18 protein-coding genes are annotated in these 15,952 nt (G+C 68.9%); 7 read left to right on the top strand and 11 right to left on the bottom strand.

The window, feature by feature from the left end; genetic code table 11:
- Positions 1–50 precede the first annotated feature (50 nt).
- A complete protein-coding gene (locus Q9G87_RS23240; RefSeq protein ID WP_305918546.1) occupies positions 51–608 on the top strand; it encodes a TetR/AcrR family transcriptional regulator in 558 nt (185 codons plus the stop codon).
- Here Q9G87_RS23240 and Q9G87_RS61350 read toward each other — a convergent pair.
- The 3 genes from Q9G87_RS61350 to Q9G87_RS23225 form a co-directional block, all read right to left on the bottom strand.
- Complete coding sequence (locus Q9G87_RS61350; protein WP_305918927.1) at positions 496–1,056, bottom strand: recombinase family protein; 561 nt, start codon at positions 1,054–1,056, stop codon at positions 496–498. The two genes, Q9G87_RS23240 and Q9G87_RS61350, sit on opposite strands and share 113 nt — an antisense overlap.
- A gap of 521 nt (positions 1,057–1,577) precedes the next feature.
- Positions 1,578–3,050: a DHA2 family efflux MFS transporter permease subunit gene (locus Q9G87_RS23230; protein ID WP_305918545.1), complete on the bottom strand. Its 1,473-nt coding sequence runs from the start codon at positions 3,048–3,050 to the stop codon at positions 1,578–1,580.
- Between the two features lie 12 nt (positions 3,051–3,062).
- On the bottom strand, positions 3,063–3,578 hold the full coding sequence (locus Q9G87_RS23225) for an NADPH-dependent FMN reductase (protein ID WP_305918544.1): 516 nt from the start codon (positions 3,576–3,578) through the stop codon (positions 3,063–3,065).
- On the opposite strand from Q9G87_RS23225, the gene Q9G87_RS23220 reads away from it, so the two are divergent.
- Positions 3,565–4,155, top strand: coding sequence for a MerR family DNA-binding transcriptional regulator (locus tag Q9G87_RS23220; protein ID WP_305918543.1), 591 nt, complete (start codon positions 3,565–3,567; stop codon positions 4,153–4,155). The genes Q9G87_RS23225 and Q9G87_RS23220 overlap by 14 nt on opposite strands.
- 329 nt (positions 4,156–4,484) lie before the next feature.
- Positions 4,485–4,802 (top strand): hypothetical protein, encoded by a 318-nt coding sequence (locus Q9G87_RS23215; RefSeq protein ID WP_305918542.1) that lies wholly within the window; start codon positions 4,485–4,487, stop codon positions 4,800–4,802.
- A gap of 37 nt (positions 4,803–4,839) precedes the next feature.
- Here the strand turns inward: Q9G87_RS23215 and Q9G87_RS23210 are convergent, their stop codons facing one another.
- Entirely contained in the window at positions 4,840–6,039 is a 1,200-nt protein-coding gene (locus Q9G87_RS23210) for a coiled-coil domain-containing protein (RefSeq protein ID WP_305918541.1), read from the bottom strand.
- 1,315 nt (positions 6,040–7,354) lie between these two features.
- On the opposite strand from Q9G87_RS23210, the gene Q9G87_RS23205 reads away from it, so the two are divergent.
- A complete protein-coding gene (locus tag Q9G87_RS23205) occupies positions 7,355–7,606 on the top strand; it encodes a hypothetical protein (RefSeq protein WP_305918540.1) in 252 nt (83 codons plus the stop codon).
- A gap of 234 nt (positions 7,607–7,840) precedes the next feature.
- On the opposite strand, the gene Q9G87_RS23200 is transcribed toward Q9G87_RS23205, so the two are convergent.
- A complete protein-coding gene (locus Q9G87_RS23200; RefSeq protein WP_305918539.1) occupies positions 7,841–8,311 on the bottom strand; it encodes a DUF6247 family protein in 471 nt (156 codons plus the stop codon).
- An 88-nt stretch (positions 8,312–8,399) separates the two neighbouring features.
- Positions 8,400–9,437: a site-specific integrase gene (locus Q9G87_RS23195; RefSeq protein ID WP_305918926.1), complete on the bottom strand. Its 1,038-nt coding sequence runs from the start codon at positions 9,435–9,437 to the stop codon at positions 8,400–8,402.
- Between the two features lie 150 nt (positions 9,438–9,587).
- Between Q9G87_RS23195 and Q9G87_RS23190 the strand changes: the two genes are divergently transcribed.
- Complete coding sequence (locus Q9G87_RS23190; protein WP_305918538.1) at positions 9,588–10,691, top strand: coiled-coil domain-containing protein; 1,104 nt, start codon at positions 9,588–9,590, stop codon at positions 10,689–10,691.
- A gap of 679 nt (positions 10,692–11,370) precedes the next feature.
- On the opposite strand, the gene Q9G87_RS23185 is transcribed toward Q9G87_RS23190, so the two are convergent.
- The 3 genes from Q9G87_RS23185 to Q9G87_RS23175 all read right to left on the bottom strand — a co-directional run bounded on the left by Q9G87_RS23185 (position 11,371) and on the right by Q9G87_RS23175 (position 13,212).
- Positions 11,371–12,225 (bottom strand): haloalkane dehalogenase, encoded by an 855-nt coding sequence (locus tag Q9G87_RS23185; protein WP_305918537.1) that lies wholly within the window; start codon positions 12,223–12,225, stop codon positions 11,371–11,373.
- Positions 12,226–12,262: 37 nt separating this feature from the next.
- Complete coding sequence (locus Q9G87_RS23180; RefSeq protein WP_305918536.1) at positions 12,263–12,700, bottom strand: MarR family winged helix-turn-helix transcriptional regulator; 438 nt, start codon at positions 12,698–12,700, stop codon at positions 12,263–12,265.
- A 98-nt stretch (positions 12,701–12,798) separates the two neighbouring features.
- Positions 12,799–13,212: a nuclear transport factor 2 family protein gene (locus Q9G87_RS23175; RefSeq protein WP_305918535.1), complete on the bottom strand. Its 414-nt coding sequence runs from the start codon at positions 13,210–13,212 to the stop codon at positions 12,799–12,801.
- 107 nt (positions 13,213–13,319) lie between these two features.
- Here Q9G87_RS23175 and Q9G87_RS23170 point away from each other — a divergent pair, with 107 nt between their 5' ends.
- Positions 13,320–13,820 (top strand): MarR family winged helix-turn-helix transcriptional regulator, encoded by a 501-nt coding sequence (locus tag Q9G87_RS23170; RefSeq protein ID WP_305918534.1) that lies wholly within the window; start codon positions 13,320–13,322, stop codon positions 13,818–13,820.
- Positions 13,821–13,871: 51 nt separating this feature from the next.
- Here Q9G87_RS23170 and Q9G87_RS23165 read toward each other — a convergent pair whose 3' ends face one another.
- Complete coding sequence (locus tag Q9G87_RS23165; RefSeq protein WP_305918533.1) at positions 13,872–14,333, bottom strand: PPOX class F420-dependent oxidoreductase; 462 nt, start codon at positions 14,331–14,333, stop codon at positions 13,872–13,874.
- 463 nt (positions 14,334–14,796) lie between these two features.
- Here Q9G87_RS23165 and Q9G87_RS23160 point away from each other — a divergent pair, with 463 nt between their 5' ends.
- Entirely contained in the window at positions 14,797–15,456 is a 660-nt protein-coding gene (locus tag Q9G87_RS23160) for a recombinase family protein (RefSeq protein WP_305918532.1), read from the top strand.
- Between the two features lie 13 nt (positions 15,457–15,469).
- Here Q9G87_RS23160 and Q9G87_RS23155 read toward each other — a convergent pair whose 3' ends face one another.
- Positions 15,470–15,826 carry a Tn3 family transposase gene (locus Q9G87_RS23155; RefSeq protein ID WP_305918925.1) on the bottom strand — a complete coding sequence of 119 codons (357 nt, stop codon included), beginning with the start codon at positions 15,824–15,826 and terminating at the stop codon, positions 15,470–15,472.
- Between the last annotated feature and the right edge of the window lie 126 nt (positions 15,827–15,952).

The following is a 15,952-nucleotide window of genomic DNA, read 5'->3' as shown; positions in this document are numbered from 1 at the left end:
CTACCTTTGGTTTCGAAACCTACGGTAGCGCAACTCGGTATCGTGTGAGCATGACTTCGAGCACACCCGCCCGCCCGCCCGGCCGTCCGCGTTCCGGCATCAACGACGTGGTCTTCGCCGCGACGCTGAGCACGGTCCACGAGCTGGGCTACGCGCGTGCCACGGTGGAGCGCATCGCCGCTGCGGCCGGCATCGCGAAGACGACGATCTACCGTCGCTGGCCGACGAAGGGGGCGCTGATCGTGGACTGCCTGCTCGACGCGTTCGGCCCGGCGCCGCTGGAGGGCGGCAGCCGGGCCGAGATCATGTCCTCGGCCATCCGCTGGACCGCGGGCAAGATCGGCGAGCCGGGGGTGGGCGACGCGTTCGCGGGCGTGTTCAGTGACGGTGTCAGCGATCCGGAGCTGCGCGAGATCCTCTCCTCGCGGCTGCAGGACCCCTACCGGCTTGCGCTCCAGGACGCGCTCGGCGAGCCGGAGCACCGGGTCCTGTTCTTTATCGACGTCGTCGTCGGGACCCTGCTCCACCGAATGGGCATGACCGGCGAGCCGATGGTCGACGATGACGTCGACGCGCTGGTGGAGATGGTCCTGCCGTTCTTCCGCTGAGGACGCGAGGCCAGGCTAGAGGTCGCGGACGCGGAAGAGGGGGGTGCCGGGGCGCGATCCGGCGGAACTCCGACAGGGGAGCCGCCGGCCCCAGCCCCAGGTGCGGCCGGGCGCCGGGCGCGTCGGCGAGGTAGCGGCGCAGGATCTCGGCCCGATCCGCTGACGGGACCGCCTCCAGCAGGATCGGCGCCTTGCGGCCCTGGCGGCGCAGCGCGGCCTTCCCACCCGCGGCCCTGACGTTGCGCACCCAGCCAGTGTCCGCAGCCACGATCGAGATGAGGTCCTGCAGGGAGCGGCCCAGCCGATCCAACGAGGGCACCACAAGAGTGTCGCCGGGGCGCAGGTAGTCCAGCGCCTTCCACAGCTCCTCGCGCTCGGCGTTGGCCCACCGGCGGGGGAAAGCCGATCGCCGGTGCCAAGGATGGCGGGAAAGGTCAGCAGCCGGTATTCGTCGATCAGGTCCTCAGCCATCAGCGCATGCACGACGCTCAGGCTTCCGTAATGATCACATCCCGATGCTCGCGCTTGACGGCGTCAATGAGGTCGCCATCGATGACCTGCGAGTTGGCCCAGGCCGAGGTGTCGATCAGCGACCCGCTTACCTGGACTATCTACGGTGCCGCAACGGCGTCAGGCATGTCAGGCCAAGTGCGTTCCCGACGAACATGCCTGACACGTGATCTGGGGTTGTCAGGCATGTTCGTCACCTGCGGATATTTCCTTCTTGAGAATCTCACTCAGACTCGGTCGAACGTGTCGTACGTCAGCGTTTCCCTCCACTCCATGAAAAAGGCCGGCTCCGCCGAAAGCTGCGTCCCGGCCACTGTCAACTCATCTGGGATCAGCCCCGGCCTCTGTCCCTACGCCCTCATCAGGCACCTCCTGCGGCACTCCAACATGCCGGTCACTTCGAAGAGCACTGGGTTCAACGCGGGCAAGATGATCTGCCTGGGAAGGGTAGCCACAAGCTCACCGGATCAATTGGCGGCTCGTGCGTTCGGGTGCCGAGGATCGCATGCCCCAGATGGTGGCCACGAAGGCGACGAGGATGAGTGTGGCGGGGGTGGCGTAGCTCAGGCCGATGGTGCTCGCGAGCTGGTGGGCCAGCGGTGCACGTTCGGCCTGTTCGAGCGCGACGATGGCGGCCAGACCACCACGCCCGTCGGTGTCGAGGCCGTCGACGCGGGCGGTGATGAGCAGCGTGATGGTCGATGCGACCAGGGCGGTGCCCAGGGCGTTGCCAAGCTGGGAGAACAAGGCGAGCACGGTGGAGGCCTGGGGCAGTTCGGGTCCGTCGAGATTGCTGGTCGCCGCGACCGTGGTGGGCATCAGGGTGGCACCGGAGCCAACGCCGACCAGAATGCTCAGCGCACCGATCACCATGTAAGGGGTGTCGAGGCTGAGCGCGATGCCCAGAGCGATGGCGCCGGTCAGGGCGGTGCCGGTGCCGAGCATAATGACGCGGCGAGGATGGATGCGGTCGATGAGACGGGTGGCGATCTGCAGGGTGAGCCCGACGGCCAGGCCGGCGGGAACGGCGAGGATGCCGGCGACTGAGACTGGGTCTCCGCGGACTCCCTGGACGAAGGCGGGGAGGATGGAGCTGGCTCCGAAGTAGCCGCCCGCGAAGCACAACGTGATCACGGCCCCCGCGGCGATCTCGCGGCGGGCCAGCAACCGGACGTGCACGAGCGGGTGTGTGATGCGCAGACTGCGGCGGGCGAACCCGGCCAGGAGCGCGAGCCCGGCCAGGACCGCGACGCCCGTTGTCAGGGTGACGCGCCCCGAGTCGCCGATGGAGGTGCAGGCCAGCACCAGCCCGACGCATCCGGTGGTGACCATGAGCAGGCCGGGCCAGTCCACGCGTCCGTGGTCTTCGCTGCTCTGAGGGGCGGCCAGGTGGCGCAGGCACAGGATGAGGGCGAGGACACCGAGGGGTAGGTTGATCCAGAACAGCCACCGCCAGGAGGCTGCATCGATCAGCAGACCGGTCAAGGGTGCGCCGAGGGCCGGACCGATGAGGATCGGCAGCCCGACCAGGCTCATGATCCGCCCTCGATAGTCCTTGGGCACTGAGCGCAGCGCGATCGCTATTCCGAGGGGGTTCAGCACACCGCCGCCCATACCCTGGAGCACCCGCAAGGCGACCATAGTCTCCACGTTCGGGGAGAACCCGGCAGCGACCGAGGCGAGAACGAACACCGTCAGGCCGGCGAGGTAGACGCGGCGATCTCCGAACCGTCCGGCGAGCCACCCGGTCAGCGGGATGACCGCGATCAGCCCGAGGATGTACCCGGTGGTCATCCAGGCGCCTCGGGGCAGTGTGGTGTCCAGGTCGGTGACGATCGCCGGCAGGGCGACGATGGTCACGGTTGTGTCGATGATGACCAGCAGTCCGGCGAAGGCCAGGACCAGTCCGATGCTGCGTGCGCGCGTATCCATGCGGAGTCTCTCTCAGGCGGGGAAGGGACGGTTGGTACGGGCGTCGGTGAGCACATCGGACCACCAGCTCAGCTCTGCCAGGGCGCTGGTCAGGGCCTTGGTCACGCTGTCGGCGGGCGCGTAACGGTCGGCGTCGTCCAGGTTCTCCCACGGGGCAGGCAAGCCCATGCATCGGCGGGTGGTGATCATGTTCAGCTCGGCCAGCACCCCGCGCAAGTGCTCGATTGCGGCGTGCCCGCCCTGGACGCCGTAGGCGACGATCGTGGCGGGTTTGAGCTTCCACTCCCGGTAATGCCAGTCGATCAGTCGTTTCAGCGAGGCAGGGTAGGAGTGGTTGTACTCAGGCGTGATGAAGACGAACGCCTCGGCGGCCTCGATACGTTCGCCCACTGCGGTTCCCGGCCCGCCGCCGGGGTAGAGCCGACTGTCGTCAGGCAGCGAAATCGCGATCAGGTCGATCAGGTCGACCTCGACGCCGCCGGTCTGGTCGAGGGCGGCGACGACCCAGTCGGTAATGATCGGGCTCATCCGTCCGTCGCGGACGCTGGAGGAGATCACCGCGATCCGTTTCCGCGCCGGCGCCGAGGTGGTGGATGGGCTGCTTGGGTGCTGTGTCTGTGTGGTCACAGCCATCACCCTGAGGGTTAAACATATGTTGAAGTCAAACCGGATCGGGCATAACGTGGAGTCCATGACGCTCACCACACCGCGACCCGCTCCCCCTCTGGCCGTTCCTGCGGGCGAGGTGTTCACGGTCAGCGACGTCGCCGCTGAGAGCGGCGTGGCGCCCTCAGCCGTTCGGTTCTACGAGAAGTACGGCGTGATCACCGCGGTGCGCACCTCGGGCAACCAGCGCCGATTTGATGAGTCCGCGGCCTGCCGCATCCAGATCGCCAAACTCGCCCAACGCGTCGGCCTGACCGTCCGGGAGATCGCCGACCTGTTCGCCGATCTTCCCGCCAACCCCGAGCTCGACGACTGGGGTCGGATCGCCGATCAGCTGATCGCCGAAGCGGAGGGTCGCGTGGCACAGCTCAAGGCCTACCTCGCAGAGATCGAGACCGGTAACAAGCTCTGCGATATCGGGGCGAACCTCGACACCTGATCCCCCGGACCTGGCCCTGGGCCGGGCGACTCCGCCCTCGTTCGGTGTCGTGGGTAGTGGTCGATGAGGGGTCTTCGGTTGTATGTCGAGGCGTGCGCGTACCTGGCGTTCAATAACGAGAAAACGTACGCAGGCCGGATCGCCTTGTACTTGTCCTACTGCCTGGGGGGCCATAGCCGAACCTCGGCTCGTCATCGCCCACGATCCCCACCGTAGACGCCTCGCGACTGCCGTCCAGGCCCTTAGTATTGCCCCAGGTCAGGCAAATCCCAGTTACTTTGGGGCTCATCGCTCGGACCCGAGCGGAGGGCCCAGAAAGCAGTCACTCGGTGACGCTCGCCGCGGCACTGGCCCTCTCCGGCGGGGTGGCCCTGTTCCTGTTCGGCCATTGCTGTTTCCGCTGGGCGCTCGGACTGCCCTGCCCATGGCTGCGCCTCACCGGCGCCGTCGCGGCACTGGCGACGGCACCGATCGGTATGACCTGGGCGGCCTGGGGCCATCTGACTCTGCTGCTGATAACCAGCGCGTTCGTCGCCGCAGATGACACTCTCGTTCGCCGCCCCCTGATGAACAAGGCCACAGTGCCATCTTCGGCAGATGATTGCCCTCGGCCCTTGTTTTGTGGCGGTTGGTCGCAGAGTTCTTAACGGTACGTCCGCCCGAGTCCGGGGCCCGGTTGGAGGGTCAACCCGCTCGCAACTCTGCGGCGACCGCCCGTTCCCGCAGCTGAGCCGCCTCGGCGCGGGCCGCCTCCAGTTCGGCCCGCAGGTCCTCGAGCCGTACCCGCTCCAGCCGCAGCTCCGCCCGCGCCTGATCACGCTCCTTGACCGCGGCATCGGCGCGGGTCCTCTCCCGCGTCACGAGCTTTCGTTCCCGGCTCAGCGCGGTCGCGGCCTCCGCCTCGACCTCAGCCGCCCGTCTCGTCAACCGCGCGGCCTCGGCCGCCGCCCTCTCAGCCTCCTGCAGTGCCACCGCCCGATCACGGCCGGCCTCCGCCGCGGCCCGCTCGGCCGCGACCGCCCGTTCCACGGCGCGTTCCCGCTCCTGCGCCGCCGCCTCCTCCCGGGCTCGGGCCGCGATCACGTCCCGTTCGGCCTGCTCACGGGCCCGCACGGCCGTCGCCGTGTCTGCCCGGGCGCGATCCGTCTCCGCCCGTGCCCGGTCGGCCTCCTCCTGCGCCTGCATGACCTGCGCCCGCGCCTCCGCAGCCTTCCGGTCCGCCAGCTCCACCCGTTCGGCCAGCTCCTGCACGGCCTGATCCCTGGCCCGTTCGGTCAGCTCAGCCTGGTGTGCCGCCTCCTTGGCACGCTGCTCGGCCGCATCCGCGCGCCGCTGCGCCTCCTCGGCCGTCTGCAGGGCTTGCCGTTCGGTGCTGGCCGCCTCCCGCAACGCGGCCAGCGCCTGCTCGCGCGCCCGCTCGGCGTCGTGGAGCGCTGTCTCCCGCTCGTTTTCCGCCTCCTCGAGCTTGGCCCGCATCTCGGTCGTCTGCCTGCGGGCGTGCTCGGCGGCCTCGCGCGCCAGCCGTACCTGCTCGAACGCCTGCTCCCGCTCGGTACGCGCGATCGCTACCCGTGTGTGCGCCTCCGCCTGCACGGCGCTGAGCTTGGCCTCCACCCCCGCGGGGCTCAGCTCGTCGGCAAGGGCGCGCGCCAGAGGTTCGATGGCCGACGCCAGCCCGCTCTCCATGCGGTCATACAGCTGCTCGGCCCTGGCCAGCGCGCCCTCCAGACCTGGTGTGGCCCGCCGGAGCTCCCGCTCCCGCTTGGCGGCCGCCTGACAGTCCTTTTCGGGACAGTACGCCTTGGGCCGCCCTCGGCCCCGTCGTTGCTCGATCGGCGCCCCGCAATGCTTGCACGGCGTCACCACACTGGTCTCCGCAGTCACAGCAGGAGCCTATCATTTTCGATTTTCTAGAAAATGCAAATCGAAAAATGTGGCTTGTTGCGTCCCTCCTGACGCGGGATAACTTGCGAGAAGCGAGATTCCCGCAAGTTAGTCGCGGGCATTCTTCGCCTGTGGTCATCGCGACTGCGAATCCGGCCTCGGGACTGGTAGGAGTCGTTGATCAAGTGAGACTTGTTGGGACCCGCCACTTAAATTTCTTGGGCGTTCGTCACAGGGTTTCAGCGCATTGGTCACATGATTGCACCGCTCAGATCGTGACAAAGTAACTCACAGTGCTTGTTTCTGCCCTGCATGATCTTCGCGTCTGCGATCTCGCGTCTGCCTGAGCTGGCCGTGACGCTGACCCCTAAGCGCGGCCGCGAAGCGTCGGCCAGCTGAATCTCGCCATGCGCGACGTGGACGGGGCATGAACTGTCGTCTGATGGACCTTCTCCCCGTCTCCTGGGCTGCTGGCCAGTGCAATAGACGTGACCAATTCCATTGAAATCGGGATGAAAACGATGCCCCGACCAGCGCTTTCGTCACGTGATTGCAGTGGTTGGTCATCACGGCTGCAGCGGAATCTGCCACCGTATCGCTGGGATGACGGCCGGGACTGACGTGGCGTGGCCGTGCCGGCTGAACGACTGCTGTTTGCGTGGACGTGTGAGCCCCCGGAGGCACCTCTGCTTGCACGCACCCTGGGGCACCGCTGTGTTGTGCGCGCAGCGCCTCACCCGTGCGGAAAGTAATCGCCATGCAACGCCAAGTGGCTTGACCAGCCTTACCAGCGCGCTGGTAGCGTTCATTTCGATTCCCCTACCTGCTTCGGTGGGTAGGTGCGGGCCCCGCCTACCGGCGGGGCCTTTGCGTTACCACCCCCTGGTCGGCCGGCATCTCTGCCGGGATGCTCCACCTGCCCCATATCTCCGCGGCGCTGTCCTCCGGCTCGCCAGCAGCGGTCCAGCTACGCTGGCCTGGTGACTGAGCATCGGCAACCTTTCGGCGCAGATCAGAGTCCCGTCCCGTGCGGCGACGTGGTCGCGCTGGTGGACCCGCTCGGCGAGCACCGGCGGCTGCTGGTCAGCGCTCCGTGGCGGCACAGCCAGGGCCCGGTGAGAACGTTTCCTGGCCGTGTCCGGGCTTCCAGACCATGAACAGCAACTGCTACGGGAGCGCTACCGCTGGGACGACAGCCAGGCCTGACGTGGCAGACGGCGCCTGGTGGGGACTGGACGAGCGCGTGATCTACACGGGCGATGATGTGGCCGAGGCGACTCGGTGCGCACTTGAAGATCGAATGTAGGAGGTCGGGATGCAGGGCACACTGACGCGACAGGTCGAGGAGTACCTCCGGCCGTACGGCATGTTCCAACTCCCGGACACACCCGGGCAGGCGATCACCACCAAGCGCGGCGGCGCGATCTACCTCGATGAGCGTGATGGCGCGTTCTCCACGCGCATTGTGCGCCGCGATGGCTCGGCTGTGGAGGACGTCCGGCCCATTGCCGATCCCGGCGAACTGGCGATCGCGATCCGCTCCCTGGCGTTCAAGGCACGAGCCTGATCGGCCTGTGATCAACGGCCCGCGACCACAGACGAGGGCTTGTCCAGGCGATGGCCGCGCTCCGAGGGGAGAGGGCGCCACGGCCATGCACCCACAAGACCTCAGGCGACTATTGCGGCACTCCCTGTCGCGCTCTCGTACGGTGCCGTCCCGGCTCCGCCTGCAGGTGCACGCCCAGCGCCGCCGTCCGTCCGCGTGCCACCAGGGCGGTGGCGCGCTTAGGCGCCTGAGGGATCATGAGCGTTCGCCGTCCGGCGTGGGCGTCTCCCGGCGGGCGGCCCGCCTGGCGAGCACCTCGTCCAGCGGGACGCCGGGGATCTCCTCGCCGCGCTCGATCTTGCGTTGGATGTCGTCGACCGTGTCCCAGACCCGCTGCCGGTCCTCGGGGTCCTGCATGCTGACGCACGCGATGATCCACCAGGTCTGGGTGAATTCCTCGACTCCGCGCCAGTCGCCCGCGGCTTGGGCCTGCTCAACGACCACCGGCAGCCCGGCGTCGAAGCCCTCCCGGTCGCGCGGATGAGACAGCGCCGCGCGGATCGCCGGCAGTGTCCTGTCCGGCCTCGGCTCCGGTGCGGTGATCACTACTTTGGCCTCCTCGCCGATCGGTTCGCGCGAGGGCAGGTTAACGCCGGTCGGGAGACTTCCCGTGCGGAGGGGCCTGGTGGCGCGGACGCCTTTGCCGGGCGCGGGGAGGATGAGCATGGCCCGGGCGGCTGTCCTCGCCTGGCCTGGCGCGCATGCCGGACAGCACGGCGAGGTCCCGGCCGGGGGTGCAAGGTGGCGGATTGGGTTAAAGACCCACGTTGCGCATCGCGTTGTCGCGCCAGCGGTCCACGGCCCGGATGTAGCGCAGCACAACGGGGGAGGTCGGGGCCCAGCGGCCGTGCTTGGCGATGACCGCGACCGGGACGCCGGCGGCGTAGGCGACGGTGGCGCCGCCGGCGCGCAGGCTGTGCGCGGTAACGGTCTCCGCGGAGGGCACGCCGGCGCGGACGGCCAGGTCGCGGACGATGACGTTGACCGCGTCGGCCCCGAGGGAGGGCCCGACGGCGCCGTGCCGGTCGATGCGGCGCAGCAGCCGCCCGCCGGTGTGTCTGGCCTGGTCCAGCACCTGGAGCCAGTCGCGCCAGGAGGCGACCGGGTCGGTGAGCGGGTGGCTGCCGCGGGGGATGGCGACGGTCTCGCCGGCCGAGTCCTTGTCGGTCTTGGAGGTGCGGATGGTCACCTCCAGGCCGTCGGCGACCTCGCGCACGTCGTCGCGGGTGAGCGCCACCAGTTCGCTGCGGCGGCCCATCAGCGCCAGGCCGAGCACGAGCAGCAGCCGGTCGCGCAGCCCTCGGCCCGTGGCCAGGTCGCAGACGCCGACCATGGCGCGCAGCGCGTCGATGGTGATGGGCGGGGCCTCGCGCTGGCCGCGGCCGCCGTCCTCGGCGCGCCGGCGCTTGTAGGCGCGCAGCGCGAGCCGGGCGGCCTCGGTGGCGGGCTGGCCGGGGTGGCCGGACAGCCGGTGCATGGTGCGGACGGCGGCCAGGGCCTGCTCGATGCTGGCCGGGGCCTGGCCGGCGGCGCACAGCTGGGCGGTGTATTCGGCCAGGGTGGCGCCGGTGGCGGGCAGCGCGAGGCGGCCCTGGGTCGTGCACCAGGCGGTGAAGGCGGCCCATTGGCGGGCGTAGGCGCGGCGGGTGTTGGCGGGCACGCCGTCGGCGATGAGGCGCCGGGTGTCGGCGCTGAGCGCGTGGTCGGCGGCGGTGTGCGCGCCGCCATTTTCTGGAGTCCCGGAAATCAGCGGCCGCTCCCCCGCCGCCGGCAGCCGCCCGCCCTCACCCATGCCCACTTTGTCCCCTTTCCCGGAGTGTCCGCGTGATCGCCGCTGACCCGCGATAAGCGAGATTATCACGGGTCAAGAGGTGCCAGAGACACGTTTGCGAACGATCGGAACTGCTGCGTTCGCACGCTGTGAACGGTAAGGTGTGGCGGCATGACCGATGATCCACAGGCGGCGGCAACCGACGTGGTGGCCGAGACCAGCGACACGGGCACCGCCGTGCAAGAGCCAGAGCCGCGCTGCGCCGGCCCCGGCTGCGCCAACACCCTGCCCGGGCGCAGCAGCCGCGCCAAATACTGCAGCGACGCCTGCCGCGCCGCCGCCTACCGCGCCCGCACCACCGCGCACGCTGCTCCCCTCGCCAACGCCCTGCAGCGCGCCCAGGACCTGCTCGCCCCGCTCCTGGTCGCCGGTGAGCAATGGCAGGCCGCCCAAGACGCGCTGCGCGCCCAGCTGGCCGAGCTGAGCACCGGCGCGCTTGCCCAGGTCGAGGCCGCCGAACAGGCCGCCGAGGAAGCCCGCGCGGCCGCCGCAGCCGCCGAGCAGCGCGCCGTGACCACCGCCAACACCGCCGCCGCCGAGATCACCGCTGCCCAGCATGCCCTCGCGCAGGCCGAGGCGGCACGCGACCGTGCCGAGGAGCACGAGCAGGAGGCCTGGCGCCAAGTCGGTGAACACCACAGTGCCCGAGCCCAGGCCGAGCAGGCCGCCGCCGACGCCGCCGCCCGGCAGCACCAGGCGGAAAGCGACCGCGACGCGGACCGGCAGCAGGCCGCCCAGCTCACTGAGCTGCACACCGCCGCGACGGCGCGCATCACCACGTTGCAGGAGGAGGCTGCCGACCGGCAGCGCGAGGTCGCCGAGCTGCGCCGTCAGGTGCAGGCGCAGGAGACCCGGGTACGCGCGGTCGAGCAGGAGCGTGACCGGGCCGTCGGCGTCGCTGCGGCACATGCCCAGGAAGTCGAGCGGCTCCGTCAGGCGCTAGCTGCCGAACAGCAGCGGCGCGAGCAGGCGGTCACTGCGGCGGCTGTCGCCGACCGGGCGCGAGCCGACGCCGATCAGGCCAGGGCTGCTGCCGTCGGCGAGGCCGAACGGCTGCGCGGTGAGCTCGCCGATCTCGCGGCCGCGCTGACAATCGCCCAACAGCAGCGTGAAGAGGCCGCCACTACTGCGGCCGTGGCCCGGGCTCTGCTGCGTGAGCAGGACTCCGCCGTACAGCCCGATACTCCTGGCCCGGCTCCCGTGACAGCCGAGTGACCCCCTACCGGCATGGCTGGAGCCGAGGAGATGGCGCCGGGTGCAGTCGGGCGCCAGCCAACCGCCAAGGGCTCGGCGACATGGTGCTGTCCTTCGACGAGACCGGACGGCCGGACCTGCCGGCCGCCCAGGAGACGGTCGCGGCCTACACGGCCCTCCGCTCCCGAACATGTCCCCAGCCGTCAGGTAGCGGAGTGAGAGATCACGATTGCGGTTCGTGATCATTTCGGAGCGGTGAATGTGACTGACTGGGTGGGCCTCCTGCTTGATCGTGTTCGTTCGCGGGGTGGACGAAGAACGGGTCGCTGTCGCGGGCGCCATGCTGGCGGCGGTAGGCCAGGTGTGCGGCTGGCGGCCACGTGGCCGCGACAGGTAGCCGCACCGGGATCCCCAGTGACAGCTCGCGGCGGCGTCTTGCAGGGACCTGACTCTGATGATCATGGGGAACGGCTTCTTGTAGCGGCCGGCTTGGCGGTGGCGGGTAGCAGGTCGTCGTCGATCCGGCGGGGAGGTCTCCCTCGGCAGGTGAACCCGATGGGGAATCCCCTGAACGCCGGGATCCCGCCCGATCGCGATGATCGGACGGGATCCCGGCGGCTTCGGTCCAGCCCTTTCAGGGAACGGCTCCTTGCGCGTCTCGATTCTCCGCCCGGCTCGAACGGATTCCTGATGGGGCGGACTATCGGAGGGTCTGCTGGTCCAGCCAGGTGGCGAGCGCCGCGGCGATCGCTTCAGGCTGGTCCTCCGCCGCGTGGTGCCCGGCTGGGCCGCAGTGTTCGACCTGCAGGCCCGCGACGTTGTCCTTGCACCAGGCGGCGACCTCCGGAGTGATGAGCAGCGTGGGTGAGGAATCGAAGGTGAGCAGGAGCTTGGGGACATCCCGGCTGTCGGCCAGCCAGGTTCCGTACGCGCTGATCCTGGCGGTCACATCGGCGGGGTCGCCGTCGATCGGCAGCGACCGGGTCCAGTTCAGCAGGGGGCGGCGACTCTCTCGAGTGGGGTACGGCGCGCGGTAGACGTCGAGGTCCTCGGCGCCGAGCGGGTGCAGCACTCCCCCGGTGTAGGCGGCTTCGACGAAGAAGTGCGAGTCGAGTACCAGCGCCTCGCCTTCGGCGGTGCGGAACCTCGCGGTGTGGGCGCGGGCCTGCTCGGAGAGCTCGCTTGGGGCGATGGGGCGCACGATCGTCTCGAAGAAGGCCACGCCACGCACCCGGCCGGGGTTGCGGGCCGCCCAGTGGAAGGCGAGCGCGCCGCCCCAGTCGTGGCCGACGAGCACGATGTCGTCCAGGCCGAGGGCGTCGAAGAAGGCGTCCAGGTAGCGGGCGTGGTCGTCGAACCGGTAGTCGCCGGCCGGCTTGCCCGAGCGGCCCATGCCGATGAGGTCGGGGGCGATCAGCCGTCCCGCGCCGACCCGCGGGAGGATGTTGCGCCACATGTGGGAGGAGGAGGGGTTGCCGTGCAGGAAGACGATGGCGGGTCCGCTGCCGTGGTCTTCGTAGTGAATCCTCGATTCGAGCACGTCGATGCTGGGCATGATGGGCGTTTCCTTGTCTGTGCTGGTCTAGGGGGTTTCAGGCGCCGGCCAGAATGGCGTTGGCCCGCTCCAGGACGGTGCCGAGGACACGGCCCGCGACGGCGAGGTCCTCAGCGGGCAGGTCGCCCCACAGTCCCTGGATGATCGGGCCGAGGGCGGTGCGGACCTGGGTCCACTGCTCCTGGCCCGCATCGCTGACCTGGACATCGCCGTCGCCGCCGACGCGCAGGAGGCCCGCGGCGATCAGTTCGGTGATGCGCTCGGCCACGGAGGCCTCGCTGAACTTGGTGGCCTTGCTGACCTTGTGGATGAGTTCGGCGCGGTCGATGGTTCCGCCGCTCACCACCGTCAGCGTGAGCGTCACCCACTGGGGTTCGGTGATGCCGGTTCCGTCGAGCTGACGCTCCAGGATCGCGTTGAGGGCCTTCTCGGTCTGGCCGATGAGCGCGGTGCCGAAGGGCAGGGTGGGGGCCATGATGAAGTCCAATCCATTCAAAGGATAAACGTTTAATTAACTAACATTTTCGGCGACCGGGCATGACCAGCACGATCACCTGACTCGCCCCCGGGAGATCAGTTCTCGCGGGTCCAGAGGGGCGCGATCCGCTGCTCGCGGAATCGCCAGCCCGCCGGCGTCCGCACCAGGGCGCCGGTCATCCGCAGGCCACCCGTGAAGTGGGGCGCCTGGCCGTCGCGGTAGTAGAACACGAGCGAGTAAGCCGAGACAGTCGCCCGATCGCCGTCGACCTCCGCCAGCAGGTCGGTGGTCAGGTGCTGGGCCCGCTGCCCCTCGACGTCACTGCGTCGCATGAAGTCGACGATCGCGTCGATGCCGTGGAGCACGCCCCCGCGCGGCGAGTGCACCGCCACATCGTCGGCGAAGACGGTGGCAACGTCCTCCCATCGCTTCTCATCGAGCAGGCGTGCGAAGCGGGCGAACAGCTCGGCGATCTCAACGCGGTCGGCGGTCAAGGTATCCGTGGACATGGCGTCCTCTTTCATTCGATGGGCTAACGTTCATGTCTCTAATGTTTCCGACGCGAACGAATCTACATCGTTAGTGGGACTAACGCAACAGGGGTATGATCAACATCATGAGCAGCAGAGACGAAGCCGCTGACATGCCACACGACGGCAAGACGAAGACGCCGGAAAGACTGCGCCGACGGGCCAGCCGCCTGCTGTCGGGCATGACCGCGCAGTCGGACCGGCTGGTGAACGAGGGACTGGCCAAGGCCGACGCCCGCAAGTGGCACTACGCCGTGCTGGCCTCGTTGCAGGAGCACGGCCCGGCCAGCCAGGCGACGCTGAGCCGGCGCACCGGCATCTACCGCAGCGACATGGTCGGCGTCCTCAACGAACTGGCCGAACGCGATCTCGTCGAACGGACCCTGGACCCCGACGACCGCCGCCGCAACGTCATCACGATCACCACCCAAGGCCGCCGGCGCCTGCGCTACCTTGACCAGGTCCTCGACGACCTCCACGACGAGCTGCTCGCCCCGCTGACCCCCGCCGAACGCGACCAGCTCGTGCAGTTGCTCACTCGCCTGCTGGACCACCACACTCAGGCGCCGGAGCCCCCGAGTTCCTAACCCCCTCCACCCTCCTGGGCCGGCCCCGGGTAGAGATCGACGTCGGCATCCCTATGCCCCCGCGATGTCCAGGGCTGTGCCGTACAGGCGCTTGACGTGCAGCCTGATCACCACTCGGCCCTCCTCGACCAGCTGCCGCAGGAAGGCGGCCTCCTCGGCCGGATCCTGGAAGCCCGGGACGAGGGCCAGCAGTTCCCTGCCGGTGGCATCGCCCGGCTCGGTGGTCACCTCCGACACCTCCGCCTCCCCCTCGGCCACGGCGAAGGACCAGATGTCGGGCCCGTTCACATGCAGGGAGACGTGCGGGTTGTTGCGCACCTGGCGGGCCTTGAGGCGTTCGGTGGTGGTGGAGACTCGGATGATCCGTTCGATCGGGTCCCAGCCGTACATCACGGTCGACATGTGCGGGTGGCCGCTGCGCTTGACCGTGGCCAGCACACCGAACTGCTGGCCGGCGAGCAGGTCGCTGAGTTCCTGGTCGGTGAGGATACGGGGCTCGGCGGGCTTGGTCATGTGGATCAGTCCTTATTGGGGCGAAGCGGCCGGTCAGGCTGTCGGGACGGGCTGCGGGGCCTGCTGGGTAGTGTCGGTCTTGGGTTGGCGCAGGATGAGCCAGAGCGATCAGGATGACCTGGTGGTTCGCCTGCACTCCTTAGGGGAAGCAAGAGAGACCATAGCAGATAGTTCTGTTGTAGACGATCCACTGTAGACCTATTTGGCCTCCGCTCCCGGATGCGCCCCCAACCGCCAGGCTGCGGAGTGAGCGAGGGCCTGTCTTGATCATGATGTTGGGTCGCCGCCGAGGTGTCGGGATTAGAAGATTTAACGACACCCTCTGATCGGGTCTCGCCAGCCCTCCCGGAAGCCGGACATCGAGTGACAAACCGTGACGTCGGATGGCCGGTTCTGCACACGAATTGACGACAGGATTTTCCGACAGAAGAATCGGGCTCCACCCCTTCCCGAGGAGAGCTCGGTGCAGATCGTCTACTCCCGCGTCTCCACCGCGACCCAGTCCCTGCTGCGCCAGCGCCACATCCTCACCGAGGCCGGCCTTCTTGTGCGCACCGAAGGCGTCGCCGAGGGATTCCGGCCAGCCGACGGCGTCCTGTTCTTCGAGGACCCCGCCACCACCTCCAAGATCCCCGCCCTCGACCGGCCCGCGTTCGGCAAGATCGCCGCCAAGGCGCACCCCGGCGACACCCTGACGGTCTCGGAGCTGTTCCGGCTCTGCCGCGACCTGCTCGACATCCACGCCGTCCGCAACTGGTGCCAAGCCCGCGGCGTCGCCCTGCGCGTCCTGTCCGGACCACTGTCGAACTTCCACGACCTGGCCGCAGGCGACGCCACCACCGCCGTCATCATCAACGTGATCACCGCCGTCGGCCAGTTCCAACGCGACATCCAAAACGAGCTCACCGTCGAGGGGATCGCCGCCGCCGAGGCCGAAGGCCGCTACCGCGGCCGGCCTCCCGCGCTGGACGGTGATCGGCGCGAGGACGTGCGGGCGGCCTTCCACGAGGGCACCTCGATCGCGGCGCTGGCACGGGCTCACGGGGTGAGCCGGGCGGCCGTGCGAACCGCCCTGGCCGACCTGCTACCCGGCCAGGGCGTCCTGCCTCGGCCTTCGGCGTGATCGACGGGAAGGGTCAGGCGACCAGGTCGAGGTCAAGGCGGCGGCCCATGTCGATGTCGATGGTGCCGTAGAGGTTGGCGTTGGACCAGAACAGCGGCGAGAGTCCTCGTTTGTCGGCGTCGGTCATCTTCTTCTGCCAGGCCGGGTCCTTGAGGACGGACTGAACCAGCAAGGTGTTGATGAAGACCAGCGCCGACTGGAGCAGATGCAGGCTGAGCATGGAGACCTCCTGGTGCTCCTTGTCGCTGCCGGGGATGGTGCCGGCGCTGCCGTAAAACAGATCGGTGTTGGCCGAATTCCAGTTCTCCACGACCTGCAGGCCCTCGTGGATCTCGCGGCGCAGCCCCTCGGAGGCGACGTACTCGGCGATTATGTGGAATCTGGTTTGTCAAGCCGCGTCGATTAGTCTGGTCAGTAGGGTGCCGGATCTCCGAGCAGGACGACCTTGCTGACAACGGGGTCGAAGCCGAGGACCGGGTGTTCTTGGCTTCCGCCT

It is taken from the genome of Nonomuraea turcica (genome assembly GCF_030718205.1).
Taxonomy (GTDB): Bacteria; Actinomycetota; Actinomycetes; order Streptosporangiales; family Streptosporangiaceae; genus Nonomuraea.
The sequence above is the reverse complement of the archived record's forward strand: the minus strand, read 5'-3'. Positions and strand labels throughout refer to the sequence as shown.